Origin of the sequence: Acinetobacter corruptisaponis, from assembly GCF_030053775.1 — a bacterium.
Lineage (GTDB): Bacteria > Pseudomonadota > Gammaproteobacteria > Pseudomonadales > Moraxellaceae > Acinetobacter > Acinetobacter corruptisaponis.
Genome location: NZ_CP125669.1, coordinates 2957597 through 2972857 on the forward strand (window position 1 = coordinate 2957597; position 15261 = coordinate 2972857).

The following is a 15261-nucleotide window of genomic DNA, read 5'->3' on the forward strand; positions in this document are numbered from 1 at the left end:
AGTTTTAGGCAACGGATTCAGGTGCGCGCCATAAACTTTCAAGATCATAGAATTTACGGGCTGTTGGCAACATCACGTGTACCACAACGAAACCAAGGTCAATGAGGATCCATTCAGCATCGCGTTCACCTTCGACACCAATTGGGCGAAAACCTGCTTTACGTGCTTCATCAGCAACATTATCCGCAAGGGCTTTAACATGACGGGTTGAGGTGCCACTTGCAATCACAATCGCATCGGCAACATTGCTGATCGAACTGACATCAAGTTCTAGAATATCTTTGGCTTTTACATCTGTGAGGGCTTCATGTACAACTTTTAAGCAAGCCTGTACATCTTGATTCGATGTTTTGATTTTTAGGTCGTGAGAATTAGAAGCGCTGGGCGATGGTTCTAAATTCATAGAGGGTATATTTTCCTGACAATTACTCATTGTCAAATATACCGTTTTTCTCTAAAAAGTTCAAATTTAGCGGTAACAGTTTATGTCTGACTCTAGGTGTTAACGTCATTGGCAAAGTATTTCTGTTTCCATGCAAAGGACTGATCTGAATGGGTTTTTGGTTTATATTCCGCCCCAATAAAGCCCTGATAGCCACTTTGTAATAGCCAGTCAAAAATTGCCTTATATGCAATATTGCCCGTGTCGGGTTCGTGACGGCTAGGGCAGTCGGCGAACTGGATATGTCCAATCTGGTGCAGGTTTTCCTGTAGGCCTGTCAAAATATCCTCACCCATCATGGCCATATGGTAGCAGTCATATTGCATTTTCAGTGCGGGATGGTTGATGGCCTCCAGCATTTCCTGTGCCTGGGCAATATTCTGCACCAAAAAGCGAGGCATGTCGGTGCCATTGATCATTTCGAAAAGGGGTTCAATCCCTTGCTCTGTCAGCATGTGACAGGCCAGTTTGAGATTGCTTGATAGGGTGTTTAAACAAGGGAGCAGGTCAGCGTCTAAAGGCTGTTTGCCCGCTAAAATATTCACACGTGGAACATCCAATGCTGTGGCATAGCGAATTGCCAGCTCAAGTGCATGATGGAACTCCACCTCTCGTCCTGGGATACCCGCTAGCCCATTACCACCCTGCATCAGGTCGCCAGCAGGAACATTGATCAGACATAGGGAGAGGTTGTGCTGTTCCAGTTGGGTTCGAATATCGAAAATGTCGAGTTCATAAGGAAACTGAATTTCAACGTGTTCAAAACCGTGGGCATGTGCCAAGGCGAAGCGCTCAATAAGAGGAACTTCAGTAAAAATCATGGATAAATTGACTGCAAGATGGCTCATTTCAGGCTCCCCAAATCAATATTATTGTTCTATATATTGAATGATAGTTGCTAAATCTTTCTCAGAAAAGCCATTTTCTTGGTGGGCTTGTAACTGTAATAAAGCTTTTTGTGCAACAGGTATCTTTAAGTTTAGATTTTGTGCAAGTTTTAGCGCATTGTTTAAATCTTTTGATAATGTTTGCACTTTCCATTGCACAGGTTCAAAGTTGTGAGTTGCCATACGTGGTGCAAGAATCTGGAAAGGTTTGGAATCTGCGAAACCTCCTGCAAGCGCAGGGGCAAGGAGTGTGGTGTCCACTCCAGCTCGATCAGCAAGCGCCACTGCTTCAGCAATCAGGGTGCTGTTTGCCGCAACAATCAATTGATTGCAGATTTTAGTGGCTTGACCAGTGCCTGAGTCTCCCATGCGGGTCACACGCTGCGATAGTAGTTGATAAACTGGACTGAGTTGTTGAATCGTTTGAGCATTTCCACCTGCAAAAATAACCAGGCTTCCCTGTTCAGCACCGATTGTTCCACCAGAGACAGGTGAGTCAATCCAGATAACCTCTTGCTGTTGAGCAGATTGCGCCAGTTGTTGCGTTGCTGCGACCGATAAGCTGGAGAAATCAACAATGACTTGTCTGGCCTGTAAATAAGGCTGGATTTGGGCAAAAACACTTTGAACTGCCTGATCGTCAGCCAGACAGGTGAGAATGACAGGATAATTTCCAATATCTTCCAAAGCTAAAGTTGCTGCGCCCTGTTGAATAAGTGGCTCACATGCATGAGGGCTACGGTTCCAAACTGCTACCGTATAACCCGCCTGTAATAATCGGCTGGCCATTCGGCTTCCCATTAAACCCATACCTAAAAAAGCGATAGGTGTTTGTTGATCAACATGCATGTGAATTTATCCAAGCTGTAATTACTTATACTGACGCGGTAAGAACTGAATCTCAGGATTCTTGTCTTTCTTGCGTGCAAGACTGCTGTTTTTACCCAACAAAAGTTTAAGCTGCCATAACTTCTCTAAACGTAGTGCCTTTTCTGGCTGGTGTTCCATGGCATCTAGTACCCGTTTCGCTGCCATGATGGCATCTGGGGAACGTTGCAGCATTTCCTGTGCAATCACATTGGCCTTTGCCAACGGATTGTTGTCCAGATGTGTGACCAAACCAATTTCTTTGGCGTATTCTGCATCAAATACACGTGCGGTCAGGGTAAGCTCCTTGGCTAAATCAACGCCAATCAGTCCTTTCAATGAGCGGGTTAGGCCCATATCTGGAACCAGTCCCCAGCGGCTTTCCATAATTGACATTTGGGTGGTCGGCGTTGCAATACGGATATCCGCAGCAAGCGCAAGCTGCATGCCCGCCCCAAAGCAATAACCCTCAATTGCGGCAATCACTGGAATTGGTAAGTTTTGCCAAATCAGGAAAGCTTTCTGGAACAGGCTTTGACCTGGCTTGATCAGTTCCCATGCGGCGAATGCGGTATTTTTAGGGTTGTTCAGGTCAGATAGGTCAATACCCGCACTAAAAACCTGTGCCTCACCTGTTAAAATGACGCAACGAATCGAACGGTCTTTTTCAATTTTCTTTGCAGTTGTCACCAGTTCTTTTAATAACGCAAAACTCATCGCGTTGCGTTTTTCTGGGCGGTTGAGGTAAACCGTTGCAATTCCATTGTTCTTTTCAACTCGTAACAGTGCCATTTGCCTTACTCTTATTGTGTTCGATGCTGGGCAGCATAACATGAGTCTTTCACCTGAAACATGACACCACAGTCACAAATAGCGGTGATGACCAGCATCTTGTAGATGCCAGCAGACCCTAGGTATCGTGGGAATGTAAAATCAGGCTGGCGGCCTGTCTAACCTGATCAATCGCAAAGTTCAACTCATTAAAACGATGGTTGGTTTCCCGTATAAAGGCATCATCTGCTTTGCGGCGCTCTTTACGCAGGGTTGAAACGAATTGCTCAAATTCCCCTGAAACCTTTTGTAAAGCTGGGGTGCCAACGTAGCGTGTTGCACCATAAAGGCGGTGTAGCACATGCTCAAGCTGGGGGAAATCCTCCAACTCAATCAATTGCTGCATTTCAGTCAGTTCAGTATCAAAGCTATCCACCAGCATACCCAATAGGTCCTGCGCCAGTTCTTCCTTGTTGGCTGCCAGCTGGATACTTTGCTGCCAGTTTAAAATCTGTGGATCAATTGATTCTGTCGGGTGCTTCTGTTCAGTATTGACAGGCTGGGAAGAGAAGTTGTTTTTGGTCCAATGGGTCAGGATTTGAATGATCTGTTCCATTTGGATTGGCTTGGTCACATAATCATTCATACCCACTTTTAGCAATTTCTGTTTTTCATCAGCCAGTGCATGTGCGGTCAGTGCAATAATCGGGAGTTGCATGCCTGTATCCAGCGTTGACTCAAGCGAGCGAATGGCTCGGGTAGTATCAATTCCAGACATGACAGGCATCTGAATATCCATAAACACAAGGTCAAAGGGTGGCAGCTTTTGTTCAATCCGCTGCTGGATCATGTCAATCGCTTTCTGGCCGCTTAATGCCTTGGTGGTGGTGACATTCAGTTCGCCCAACAGTGCCTCAAGCACAATCAGGTTGGGAAGATGGTCATCAACGGCCAATACGTGTAAGCCCTGACCATTGAAATCCTCAGATTCCTGTTCAAACACAGGCTGGTTACCCAACAATTGGACCAGTTCACGGCGGCTTAATGGCTGATACAGTGGACGGGCACGGTATTCATTCAGCATGTTCGGCTCAAGGCTCATTTGATAACCGTAAACTGCCAGATTGCCATGATAACGCTGGCGAATTTCCTTGAGTAAGGCTTCGGTATCACCGCTATGGTCAACAATGAGCCAGGTGTTTTCCTGCTGGTTCAGGTGGTTGAGGCGGCTGAACAGGTCAAGGATCGACTGTGTTTCAATATGCGCCACATGGTAGTTTTCCAGATATGAGCGCAGCACACTCGCGGTTGCGGGATGGGCCAGATAAGACACCACTTTCAATTGGTCGAAATGAGGATGCTCCACAGTTTCATCTTCTTCCTCAAGCTTGAATGAGGCGGTAAACCAGAATGTTGAACCTTTCTCGGTTGGTGCACGTTCCTGATTATCCTCAAATCCAATCTGGCCATGCATCAGGTGAACAAGCTGCTTGGAAATTGCCAGGCCCAGTCCTGTTCCACCAAACTGACGTGTAACCGAGGCATCACCCTGCGAAAATGATTCAAACAGCTTTTTACGGTCGGTACCGCTGAGACCAATCCCGCTGTCCTGAACGCTGAAATGTAGTAGGCACTGTCCAATATCATCATCTTCCATGCGGACACGGACAATGATCTCACCATCAGGGGTAAACTTGATGGCATTGGAAATCAGGTTGGTCAGAATTTGCTTGAAACGTAGCGCATCACCAATCACATGTTGTGGGATGTTCTCGGCATAATAAAATGCCATATTGATATGCTTCTGTGCGGCCAACGGCGAAAGCATGTCCATCACATCAAAAATGGCTTCCTCAAGATCAAAAGGGGCAGTCTCAAGTTCCAGCTTGCCTGCATCAATTTTGGAGAAATCCAGTACATCATTGATCAATGCCAATAAATGTGCAGAGGATTTTCGGATGGTCTGTAGATAGAGGTTCTGCTCATTGCTTAGGTTTTGCTGGCGTAACAGCAAATGAATAAAGCCATCAATACTGTTCAATGGCGTTCTGAGTTCATGGCTGATATTGGCCAAAAAGACGGACTTGGATTGATTTGATGAAATCGCCTGATCGCGTGCCTGACGATAGGTAATGTTCTGAACTTCCAGCGTATCCAGTGTACGGCGTAAGTCTTCTTCAGTTTGCTCAGTATGTTCTTTAAGTTCCAGAAAACTAAAGTGTAGACGTTTAACCACATTGGCAATATCCCGTTGGAGCAGACGTAATTCGCCTGTACTGTTCACCACAATATGCTGATCCAGTGTATCGGCATTCAGGCGCTGCATCTGCATACGGATTTCATACAGTGGTGCCAGCCAGCGTCGTGAAAAAACATTCAGGCAAAATAATAGAATCATCAGAGTAATCAGACCTGTCGCCACCAGCGAAAGCAGGATTTTATAGCGGGCCAGTTCCAGAGGCTGATTGTCCAGTTCAATCATCAGCCACACAGAATCAGGATTGCTGGCATCCAGTTTTGCACCATAAATATTATTGTGGTTGTGCGAAATCGGGCCAAAAAAATTACTGTTGTCAGGAAACGTTGGCCAGAAGCGATTGTTCTGGTAGCCCACGCTTAAGTAGGTCTGCCCCTTGTTGTCAATCAGGACCGCACGTTGCAGGTTTCGCTCATCAAACATCTTCTGCATGATGTTCTGGGCGCGGTCATATTGGTCAGGATGTTGCTGCACCAGTTGCAGTAGATCATTCGCGGTCTGGTGGTAGCGTGCCAGAATGGCGGAGGCGTCGGAGCGTTGCTGCTGTTTGGCCGCATTGGTCGTTTCAGATAAAACCCAGAAAATTCCCACACCTGTCAAAATTGCGATTGGCACTAGAATGAGGGCAATCAGTTGTCCATAGGCATGATTGAGCCGTAAGCGTTTTGACAGGGTTTTATTGAAATTTGACATAATGCGGTCAGATTTATCATTCTGTGCAACATCTTAGCATGCTTTGTGGCAAACAGCGGTATGGGCTAGCCAATAAAAAGCATAGTGAAAAGGTGCAGTATTTCCATTTTTTTCATACAATAGTCGCCACCTTAATATCGGTGTCGATCATGACGAATACGCAAACTGATTTTTTAGCAGATGAATTTTTACTGGACTATTATGTTGGTAAAACCCCTTTAGTCCGTTTGCAGCGTTTGGCGTGTCATACTCAAGCTACGGTATTGGCAAAACTGGAAGGCAATAATCCAGCGGGTTCGGTCAAGGATCGCCCTGCCTATAACATGATTGTCCAGGCAGAAAAGCGTGGGCAGATTCAGCCAGGCGACACCTTGATTGAGGCCACCAGTGGCAACACGGGAATAGCCCTGGCGATGGTTGCCGCGATGCGTGGCTATAAAATGAAGCTGATCATGCCAAACAACATGAGTCAGGAACGTAAGGACGCCATGCTGGCCTATGGTGCTGAACTGATTGAGGTGACGCAGCAGCAGGGAATGGAAGGTGCGCGTGACCTTGCCACGCAAATGCAGGCGGATGGCAAGGGCTTTGTCCTGAACCAGTTTGGCAATCCAGATAATGTTGAGGCGCATTACCTCACCACAGGTCCTGAAATCTGGAAGCAGACAGCTGGAAAAATTACGCATTTTGTCAGCTCAATGGGCACCACGGGCACCATCATGGGTGTTTCAAAATATTTAAAAGAACAAAACCCAGAGATTCAGATTGTCGGTTTACAACCCGAAGATGGGGCGAGCATTGCGGGAATTCGCCGTTGGCCTGAAGAATATCTGCCAACCATTTTTGACCGTAGCCGTGTGGACCGTATCATTGATATTCCACAGCTTGCAGCGGAACAGACCATGCGTAAACTGGCACGTACGGAAGGCATCAGTGCGGGAACCTCTTCTGGTGGGGCGGTGTGGGCATCACTCAAAATTGCTGAGGAAACACCTGATGCCGTGATTGTGTGCATTATCTGCGACCGTGGTGATCGTTACTTGTCAACAGGGCTGTTTTCAGTTCAAGATGAAGATCAGGCCTAACTGATTACACTGAATGATGAGCTTGCGTTTTCCAATTTTAGTTTTTGATATTGAAACACTGACTGACTTAAAGGCTGGTGCTCATCTTTATCATCTTGATTTGCCTGAAACCGATGTGGAACAGGCACTGACCAAAATCCGCCGTCAGGAATCAGGCAGCGATTTTCAGCGTCTACCCTTGCATGAAATTGTCTGTATTTCAGGTTTATGGATTGATGAAAAGGGCTTTCGCCTATTTTCATTTAGTCGGGAGCAGGGTTCCGAGGCAGAAATGCTGACAAAATTCCTGTCCATTTTTGACAAGAAGCAGCCGACGCTGGTGAGCTGGAATGGTTCGCAGTTTGACCTGCCCGTGATTCTGTTCCGTGCTATGTATCATGGGCTTTCTGCGCCAAGCCTGTTTGATCAGGGTGAAATTGATAACCAGAAGCGCTTTAACAATTACCAGAATCGTTACCATCATCGCCATGTTGACCTGATGGATGTGATGGCGATGTTTAATGGGCGTAATTTCCAGAAGCTGGATGACATTGCCTGTCTGTTGGGATTCCCTGGAAAACGTGGTGAAACGGGTTATCATGTGCCTGAATATGTACGCACTGAACAATGGTTGAAACTCACCAGTTACTGTGAGGGTGATGTGCTTAACACATGGCTGGTCTATCTGCGCTGGCTATTGCTAAAAGGTCAGTTGAATCAACAGGATCACCAGCAATGGATTCAGGCGACAGCCGATTATTTACAGACACAGACGCAACAAACAGAATTTTTACAGGTATGGCGGCAGACATCGCAATATACTGTATTCACCGCACACACGTTTGCACCAAAAATTTAGGTTCATCTTTTGAAACATAAAGCAAAACGCCGCCCAGCACAAAATCCTGTCTATATCTTTCAGGTGGAGTCCTTTTCACATGAAGGACGTGGAATTGCGCATTATGGCACGCATCCAGACCATCCCAAGGAAAAGCAGGGCAAGAAAGTGTTTATCCGCTATGCGCTGGTGGGGGAAACTGTACAGGCGAAGATTACCAACCAGACCACCCGTCTGGAAGAAGCGGAAATGCTCAGGCTGGAAAGTGATGCCGCCGAGGGGCGAATTGATCCGATCTGTCCACATTTTGGCGTGTGCGGTGGCTGTAGCTTGCAACATATTCACCCTGACCAGCAGGTTTTACTTAAGCAGCAGGTATTGCAGTCGCATTTACAGCATTTTGCAGGATTGCAACCTGAACAGTGGCTGGACCCGATTCGTTCTGTAAAAACCGATTATCGCCGTCGTGCGCGTATCGGGGTACGTTATCTGCATAAGCAGAATCGTCTGGTGATGGGGTTTCGTGAACATCACAGCAACCATCTGACTGAAATCCAGCACTGCAAGGTGCTGGACCAAACCCTGTCGGATGTATTGCCTGAACTGAAGAAACTTCTCGAAAGTCTAACAGGCAAGGCTCATATTGGTCATATAGAATTGGCGATGGGGGATACCGAGGTCGCATTGCTAGTTCGTCATTTAGATGAATTAAATGTGTCGGATGTCAACCAATTACGTCAATTTACGTTACTCAAGGGATGGCAACTGTATTTGCAGCCGAAAGGTGCGGACAGTGTTCATCGTGTCGATGATGTCCATGCGGAGATGCGTCTGCACTATAGCCTGGATGACTTTGCCATCAAGTTTGCATTTTCACCTCTGGACTTTACCCAAGTCAATAGTGGGGTAAATGCGAGAATGATTCAGTTGGCATGTGAATTGCTACAGTTACAGAAAGGGGAAAGGGTGCTTGACCTGTTTTGTGGGTTGGGCAACTTTTCTCTACCTTTGGCACGCTGTGTCGGTGAGACGGGTCAGGTGGTCGGTGTTGAGGCAAGTGATGAGATGGTGCAACGGGCAACAGAGAATGCGAAAGCAAACCAGTTGGCCCATGCACAGTTCTTTTCACAAGATTTAACAAAAGACTTTTCGCATCATTCTTGGGCAAAACAGGGATTTGATGCATTATTGATTGATCCTCCACGTTCAGGTGCGGTTGAAGTTATGCAATATGTACCTAATTTTGGAGCAAAAAGAATCGTTTATGTTTCATGTAATCCTTCAACACTGGCAAGGGATGCGGGTGTACTGGCACAATATGGCTATCAACTCAAAAAAGCCGCAGTGATGGATATGTTTACACATACTGAACATATTGAATCCATTGCACTATTTGAGAAAACTGAACAGTTTGAAAAGATTGGGCAGCCTGAAAAAATCGAAGAGATAAACGATTAGAAAATGAGTTATTTAGCCAGAGGAGAATGGTATGGTCACAGTACGTGAACAGTTACCTGGACAGCTCCATGAGTTGTCTGAGGAAGCGACTGTAGAACATGCCGCTGAAGCGCAAAGTGGTCTGGTGTCCTGGCTGGATCGGGTGCGTGATATCTTGGATGGGGCAGAGTTAAGGCAACTTCAGCAGGTTGCAGAACTGACCTTGGCAAAAGAGCTGGAAACCACGGTAAACCATCGGACCAATACCTTTAGTACAGGGATTGGCATGGCCGATATTTTAGCGCATCTGCATGTTGATGAAGATACGCTTTCAGCGGCAGTGTTGTACCGCAGTGTGCGTGAGGGCTTAATCACCCTGGAAAATATTCAGCAACAGTTTGGCGAGCAAGTGCATAGCCTGGTCAAGGGCACACTTGCAATGGGTAAACTGTCTGAACTGATTGAAAAAAACAAGCGTCTGGAAGACCATTTCAACAATAACCAGCGTGAACACCTCAGTGGCATTTATAAAATGCTGATCTCGGTGACTGAAGATGTTCGTGTGGTTCTCATCAAGCTGGCGGAACGTACCTATTCTTTACGTGAACTGGCAACCGCAAGCAAGGAACGTCAGGAACGGGTGGCACGGGAAATCCTGACTATTTACTCACCACTGGCACACCGTCTGGGTATTGCGCAGCTCAAGTGGGAACTGGAGGATCTGGCTTTCCGCTATCTGGCACCAGAACGTTATAAGGAAATTGCTGCACTGCTGAATGAAAAGCGTCTGGAGCGGGAACAATATATCCAGTTTGTGATTGATAAGCTTAAGACCGAATTGGCAGAGTACGACATTCAGGCCGAGATTACGGGGCGGGTGAAGCACATTTATTCGATTTATCGAAAAATGAAAAGCAAGAACCTCAGCTTTGACCAGCTCTATGATATTCGTGCTGTGCGTGTGTTGGTGAAGAATGTCCCTGACTGCTATCACGCGCTGGGGATTGTGCATCAAATCTGGCGACACATCCCGAACCAGTTTGATGACTATATTACCAATCCGAAAGCCAATGGCTACCGTTCATTGCATACCGCAGTGATTGCCGAAAACAAGTCACTGGAAGTGCAAATCCGTACTTTTGACATGCATGATGAGGCGGAGCTTGGAGTTTGCTCACACTTCAACTATAAAGAAGGTGAAAAGAACACTGACCATTCATTCAACCATCGTCTACATTCCCTCCGTGCGGTGCTGGAACACTATCAGGAACGTACTGAAACCACGCCACATACCGAAGATGATGAATCCAATGACATTGATCAGATTCAGGATTTTGAAAATTTTGAAAAGATCTATGTATTCAGCCGAGATGGTGACATTAAGGAGTTGCCACGTGGTTCAACCGTTCTGGATTTTGCCTACCATGTGCATACCGAGGTGGGGAACAAGTGCTATGCGGCACGGGTCAACCAGCGTTATGTACCGCTCACCTATACCCTAAAAACAGGTGAACAGGTTGAGATTCTCACCAAGAAAGATCGTGAACCAAACCGTGACTGGTTGGTAAACTCTTTAGGTTATATCAAGACCGCCCGTGCCCGTGACAAGTTGCGTCATTGGTTTAGGCAGCAGGACCGTAGCAAGAATATTGAGGTTGGACGTGAGCTACTGACCAAAGAGCTTTCACGTTTAGCAATTCACCCAAAAAGCATTGATTTAAATGATTATTCATCGCATTTTAATGTGAAGTCTGGGGATGATATTCTGGTCGGTCTGGTCAATGGTGACATTAGCCTGCATGCTCTGATTAATCAGGTCAATCGTCAGATGCATCTGGATCAGGATGAGCCTGAGCTGGTGTTGAAACCTGCCCTGAATCCACGTGCCAGCCATACCTTGTCTGCACATGGCATCCTGATTGATGGACTGGACAATGTGGAACTGCATGTTGCCCAGTGCTGCCAGCCTGTACATGGCGAGTCGATAGGTGGTTATATCACCTTAAATCGTGGTGTCAGTATCCACAAGATTGCGTGCCCTGATTATATTCGGATGACCACGCAAGAACCTGAACGTGCGGTTGAGGCGGATTGGGAAATGCAGCCAACACGTGGTCAAAGTGTGCAGATTGTGGTTGAGGCCTATGATCGCCGTGGCTTGCTTAAGGACCTAACCCAAGTGATTTTCTCAGACCAGATCAATATCCGTCAGGTCAATACCATTTCTGAGGCGGATGGCATTGCCAACATGAAACTGTTGATTGAAGTCAAAGGTTTGGCGCAATTGTCCCGTTTATTGGCGCGTTTGGAGCAGCAGCCAGGCATTATCAGTGCCAGACGTTTGGTGCAGGGAAATTAATAAAAAAAGGGGCTGTATTTACAGCCCCTTTTGATCACCAGCGAACAGGTTTTTCGCTTGAGCCTGGTGTTAGGTCGGCATCAGACAACGGTTCTGATGACTCAATCTGATTCGTACCTTGGCTTGAATAATTGACGGGCGTTAAAGATAAGCCACTCAAAACTTCATTGGTGATTTGCTGTGCCAGTAGGTCAGATGAAGTGGCAGGCTGTGCGCTGTGAATCAAGTCACCTAGGGATTGGCGTTGCTGTTGATTCACTGTTCCCGCGGCAGCAACTTTGCCTGTATTGACCTCAATCACTCGCCAGTTCAGACGGATGGCTTGTTGTCCAGCAGGTACGGCACCGTAGAAAGAACGGCCCTGTGTGGTTTTGGCTTCATTGATGCGTCCCACCAAAATATAGTCAGCACCCACTTTCTGTCCAAGACGTGCCATTTCAGCAGGGGCACCATCCCAGCGAAGAAAGGCATTTTCACTTGCCATTTCCTCAATATAGTCTCGACTCACCAAACTTAACTGACGTGAGTTTGCCAGTTGTGTACCAACTAGATCAGCAACTTCAGTGACAAAATCATCGGCATCACTGCCATCGGTGATTTGTGTTTTTGCATAGTTATACTGGAATGGCATCACCGCAATGCGGCGTAAATGTTGATCAGCGACACTGGACTGGAATTTGCTGACATAGGCACGCACTTTGGCGCGGTAGTTCTTGCCAGAACCAGAAATACTTAACACCTGAAAGCGGTTAATCGCATTAGTACCCTGCGTTTCAACGCTAAACACAGGCGAGGTTTTACCCTGATAGCTCCAATGATTGTTGCTGACCACCATGTTCACTTCTTCAGCTAAATCGGTACGTGAACTGACACTGGTGCCATTTACAGACTGTGCTGCAATCAGCAGGGCTTCCGCAATGGCCTGTTGCTGGGTTGGGCCGCTACCTGTGGCTTCTTTCATGACTTCTTGTAGGGCAGCATTGGCTGAATGAATTGTTGTTAAGCAGAACAGGGCTGCACAAAATAAGGATTTCATCATTTTCTATCATTCTATGTGACCCGATGCCTCAGGAGGTACTGAACATCGAGTTCATTGTTGTTGTGAATGGTTTATAAACCAAAAGCAGCACGTTTAGCCGACTTGCGAATTTCTTTCTCGCCTGTCCATTCAACAATACCTGTTTTCAGGTTTTGTAATTTGAAGGTGAACTTGTAGTACACATCACTCTTACCGCCTGAGTTTTTTACGATGCTGGATAAGTTGCCATTCAGCATGTATTCAGCGGCAATTTGAGAACCTGTTTTTACTGCTGTGCGTTTGTCAACCATGCCACTTTGCTGTTGATAAGCCAACTGGTCTGCCATTGCGCCCACAGAAGTCATGTCAACGAAACGGAATTTTCCAGAATTAATCAGTTTGTTCTGGATGGTATCGGTAATGGATTCAGTATCAATATGCTCTTGTGTTTTGTTTTTGATACGGTCAACAAACAGCACTGGACGGCGGGCCTGGGTCATTTCAATCACAGGTGGAAACGCCAGCATGTCATCAACCATCTTGGCTGCGATTTGTTGAAGGTCGGTTGAACCAAAATCCTTGGTTAAGGTCTCAGTTGCCTGTGCATCGCCATAAGATACAGACTGGGAGGCACAGCCACTGAACAATGCCATGGTGCCAATTGTGGTTGCTAAAGCCAAAGTGCGGAATTTCATGTCTTACCCCTTATAAATAAGCTGTTGATTAGTCTTTCTTCATGTAAATAAGTACGTCTACACCACGTGGGTTTGGTGCGACAGACTGAACGGTTTTAACTTCACGTCCCTGTAATGTAATCGGTTTCCAGGTGGCCCCCTCTGGATTGATTTCAGTGCCATCTGCATCAAACCAAACAATCTTGTATTCAAACGATTGTGCATAGAACCAACCATTTTTTAAGGCCAGTGACGCTTTTTTAATATCCCCAAGCGTGGTCATGTTGACGCGGTTGACCCCAATGCGTGTTGCCAGTATCGGGTTGCTGGTCATGGTTCTGACATTGCTTGCGCCCGTTGCAGGGTCTGTTTGTGTACGCATGGCATTTGGTGCTGTACATGCGGTGAGCCCAAGGACAGAGCCACACAGGATTATAGGTAAAAGCAGTTTTTTCATAATGTTTTACTCAAGTCATTATTTTGCAATGCTGAAACTATCAGCAACGATTTGTTGGTTGGTTTCAATACCACGGATAAAAGTGGTCTGGTTTGGTTTTACTTCAATATTGATGCTTTGATTTGCGTAGTTGTTTTTAAGCTGGATGGTATGGCTGCCAGCAGGAAGTGAGAGTCGGGTGACCTGTGCATTGCTTGGCAAGGTGTTCCATGCACGTACATCCGCTTTTTCAGTGGCGGTGTTATACACGTTGCCCGCAAGTTGGCCCAATACCCCTAAACGATTGCCCAGTTCTTTTTGCACCGCATACTTGGCGGTTGAACGCGCAATCTGGGTGGTGAGGTTGGCTGCAATATTTTCCTTAAGGGTTTTTACCGCCAAGGCACCAATATCGGTAAGTAATGCGGTATTTGCCACAGTCTTGCCATTCACTGACACATCAATTTGGCTTGGTGCAACATAGGTTGTTGGGTCATAGCTGGCAAATGAGACATTGACCAAACCATTTGTGGTTGGAATCGCGAGGGTGGAGGAAATCTTTTGTGGAACGAGGCCCTGTTCCAGAAAAATAATCACAGGGTATTGCGCACTGGCTTTGCCTGTCGTTGTGTCCAGACGTTTCACGTCATTCTTGATAAAATCATTTGGCTGTAATTCATAGGCTTTCTTATAGTCCACCAGCGCGTCATTTTTTTCACCCAGTGCTTCCCATAAGGTTGCTGCCATATAGAAAGCATAGGCATTCTGGTAGGTATTCTTCACTTTACCCGCGATAGTGTCGAGACCTGCCAATGCTTCGTCATATTCTGCTGGAGGAGCATCATTCTCCTGTGCCTTTGCAGCGGCTTTTTCTGCTTCCTTGCTGTGAGCCAGTTCAATTTCCCGTTGAATACGCTGGGCCACGCGCATTTCCACACTGGCACCCTCGGTATTGTTTAACGCCAGATAATTGATCGCCTGATACACATGCGCCAATACTTGCTCATATTCTGGGATTTTGTAAGGAGAAACACTGTCATTGGTTACAAGGGAAAGTGCCTTGAAACCCAGTTTGGATGCACTGATGGTGGCCTTGTTATTTTGTTCGTCCAATAAGGCAAATGCATTTTCAAAGGTTTGCTTACTGGCTTCATATTGTTGATTGGCCTGTTCTAAACGGGCTTTTTCCAGTAGATATAATGCAGCGTCATTACTTTTGGCTTTTTTCTGAAATAATTCCTGTGTTGAGGTATCAAGGGGTTGGGTCAGCGATGAGCGAAAACTTTGCGCTGTATTGGTATAACTATCAAATAAACCAGCCTGTGTTTGAGTGGTTACTGTAAGGCTGGAGAAACTTAAACAACCCATGATGAATAACGAAACTCTTGATTTCGCCAATGAAGATGACATGTAAAACCCCTTTTACAAAAAAACACAATCTATATAAAATTTTTCGCAAATATACAAAATGTTTTAATTTTTTAACAGATGTTAACATGGTTATTTAATTGGCATTCA

13 protein-coding genes are annotated in these 15261 nt (G+C 46.1%); 4 read left to right on the forward strand and 9 right to left on the reverse strand.

The window, feature by feature from the left end; all coding sequences use genetic code 11:
• Positions 1-4 precede the first annotated feature (4 nt).
• From rsfS to QLH32_RS14080, 5 genes are all read right to left on the reverse strand, one after another.
• The gene (gene rsfS, locus QLH32_RS14060) at positions 5-403 is read right to left on the reverse strand and encodes a ribosome silencing factor (RefSeq protein WP_004678353.1); all 399 of its coding nucleotides are present in this window, start codon (positions 401-403) and stop codon (positions 5-7) included.
• A gap of 92 nt (positions 404-495) precedes the next feature.
• Positions 496-1290, reverse strand: a complete 795-nt coding sequence (locus QLH32_RS14065; protein WP_279960067.1) for a hydroxypyruvate isomerase family protein — start codon at positions 1288-1290, stop codon at positions 496-498.
• Between the two features lie 21 nt (positions 1291-1311).
• Positions 1312-2178 (reverse strand): NAD(P)-dependent oxidoreductase, encoded by an 867-nt coding sequence (locus QLH32_RS14070; RefSeq protein WP_283266697.1) that lies wholly within the window; start codon positions 2176-2178, stop codon positions 1312-1314.
• A 21-nt stretch (positions 2179-2199) separates the two neighbouring features.
• Positions 2200-2988, reverse strand: coding sequence for a crotonase/enoyl-CoA hydratase family protein (locus QLH32_RS14075; protein WP_283266699.1), 789 nt, complete (start codon positions 2986-2988; stop codon positions 2200-2202).
• Between the two features lie 118 nt (positions 2989-3106).
• A complete protein-coding gene (locus tag QLH32_RS14080; protein WP_283266701.1) occupies positions 3107-5917 on the reverse strand; it encodes a GacS-like sensor histidine kinase in 2811 nt (936 codons plus the stop codon).
• 149 nt (positions 5918-6066) lie between these two features.
• Here QLH32_RS14080 and cysM point away from each other — a divergent pair, with 149 nt between their 5' ends.
• Genes cysM through QLH32_RS14100 form a run of 4 tightly spaced genes read left to right on the forward strand, consistent with a single transcriptional unit; the run spans position 6067 to position 11615 of the window.
• Complete coding sequence (gene cysM, locus QLH32_RS14085; protein ID WP_279960063.1) at positions 6067-7002, forward strand: cysteine synthase CysM; 936 nt, start codon at positions 6067-6069, stop codon at positions 7000-7002.
• Positions 7003-7024: 22 nt separating this feature from the next.
• Complete coding sequence (locus tag QLH32_RS14090) at positions 7025-7840, forward strand: 3'-5' exonuclease (protein ID WP_283269348.1); 816 nt, start codon at positions 7025-7027, stop codon at positions 7838-7840.
• A 9-nt stretch (positions 7841-7849) separates the two neighbouring features.
• The gene (gene rlmD, locus QLH32_RS14095; RefSeq protein ID WP_283266702.1) at positions 7850-9277 is read left to right on the forward strand and encodes a 23S rRNA (uracil(1939)-C(5))-methyltransferase RlmD; all 1428 of its coding nucleotides are present in this window, start codon (positions 7850-7852) and stop codon (positions 9275-9277) included.
• 31 nt (positions 9278-9308) lie between these two features.
• Positions 9309-11615: a RelA/SpoT family protein gene (locus QLH32_RS14100; protein ID WP_267981730.1), complete on the forward strand. Its 2307-nt coding sequence runs from the start codon at positions 9309-9311 to the stop codon at positions 11613-11615.
• 34 nt (positions 11616-11649) lie between these two features.
• On the opposite strand, the gene QLH32_RS14105 is transcribed toward QLH32_RS14100, so the two are convergent.
• The 4 genes from QLH32_RS14105 to QLH32_RS14120 form a co-directional block, all read right to left on the reverse strand.
• Entirely contained in the window at positions 11650-12651 is a 1002-nt protein-coding gene (locus tag QLH32_RS14105) for a CsgG/HfaB family protein (protein ID WP_283269350.1), read from the reverse strand.
• A 74-nt stretch (positions 12652-12725) separates the two neighbouring features.
• The gene (gene lpoB / locus QLH32_RS14110; protein ID WP_267981731.1) at positions 12726-13328 is read right to left on the reverse strand and encodes a penicillin-binding protein activator LpoB; all 603 of its coding nucleotides are present in this window, start codon (positions 13326-13328) and stop codon (positions 12726-12728) included.
• Between the two features lie 28 nt (positions 13329-13356).
• Positions 13357-13764, reverse strand: coding sequence for a YcfL family putative periplasmic lipoprotein (locus QLH32_RS14115; protein ID WP_283266703.1), 408 nt, complete (start codon positions 13762-13764; stop codon positions 13357-13359).
• 18 nt (positions 13765-13782) lie between these two features.
• Entirely contained in the window at positions 13783-15153 is a 1371-nt protein-coding gene (locus tag QLH32_RS14120) for a COG3014 family protein (protein WP_283266704.1), read from the reverse strand.
• Between the last annotated feature and the right edge of the window lie 108 nt (positions 15154-15261).

Excerpts from the sequence above, each read along its gene's own strand:
- rsfS (WP_004678353.1), bottom strand. The coding sequence starts at position 403 with ATGAATTTAGAACCATCGCCCAGCGCTTCTAATTCTCACGACCTAAAA.
- QLH32_RS14065 (WP_279960067.1), bottom strand. The coding sequence starts at position 1,290 with ATGAGCCATCTTGCAGTCAATTTATCCATGATTTTTACTGAAGTTCCT.
- QLH32_RS14070 (WP_283266697.1), bottom strand. The coding sequence starts at position 2,178 with ATGCATGTTGATCAACAAACACCTATCGCTTTTTTAGGTATGGGTTTA.
- QLH32_RS14075 (WP_283266699.1), bottom strand. The coding sequence starts at position 2,988 with ATGGCACTGTTACGAGTTGAAAAGAACAATGGAATTGCAACGGTTTAC.
- QLH32_RS14080 (WP_283266701.1), bottom strand. The coding sequence starts at position 5,917 with ATGTCAAATTTCAATAAAACCCTGTCAAAACGCTTACGGCTCAATCAT.
- cysM (WP_279960063.1), top strand. The coding sequence starts at position 6,067 with ATGACGAATACGCAAACTGATTTTTTAGCAGATGAATTTTTACTGGAC.
- QLH32_RS14100 (WP_267981730.1), top strand. The coding sequence starts at position 9,309 with ATGGTCACAGTACGTGAACAGTTACCTGGACAGCTCCATGAGTTGTCT.
- QLH32_RS14105 (WP_283269350.1), bottom strand. The coding sequence starts at position 12,651 with ATGAAATCCTTATTTTGTGCAGCCCTGTTCTGCTTAACAACAATTCAT.
- lpoB (WP_267981731.1), bottom strand. The coding sequence starts at position 13,328 with ATGAAATTCCGCACTTTGGCTTTAGCAACCACAATTGGCACCATGGCA.
- QLH32_RS14115 (WP_283266703.1), bottom strand. The coding sequence starts at position 13,764 with ATGAAAAAACTGCTTTTACCTATAATCCTGTGTGGCTCTGTCCTTGGG.
- QLH32_RS14120 (WP_283266704.1), bottom strand. The coding sequence starts at position 15,153 with ATGTCATCTTCATTGGCGAAATCAAGAGTTTCGTTATTCATCATGGGT.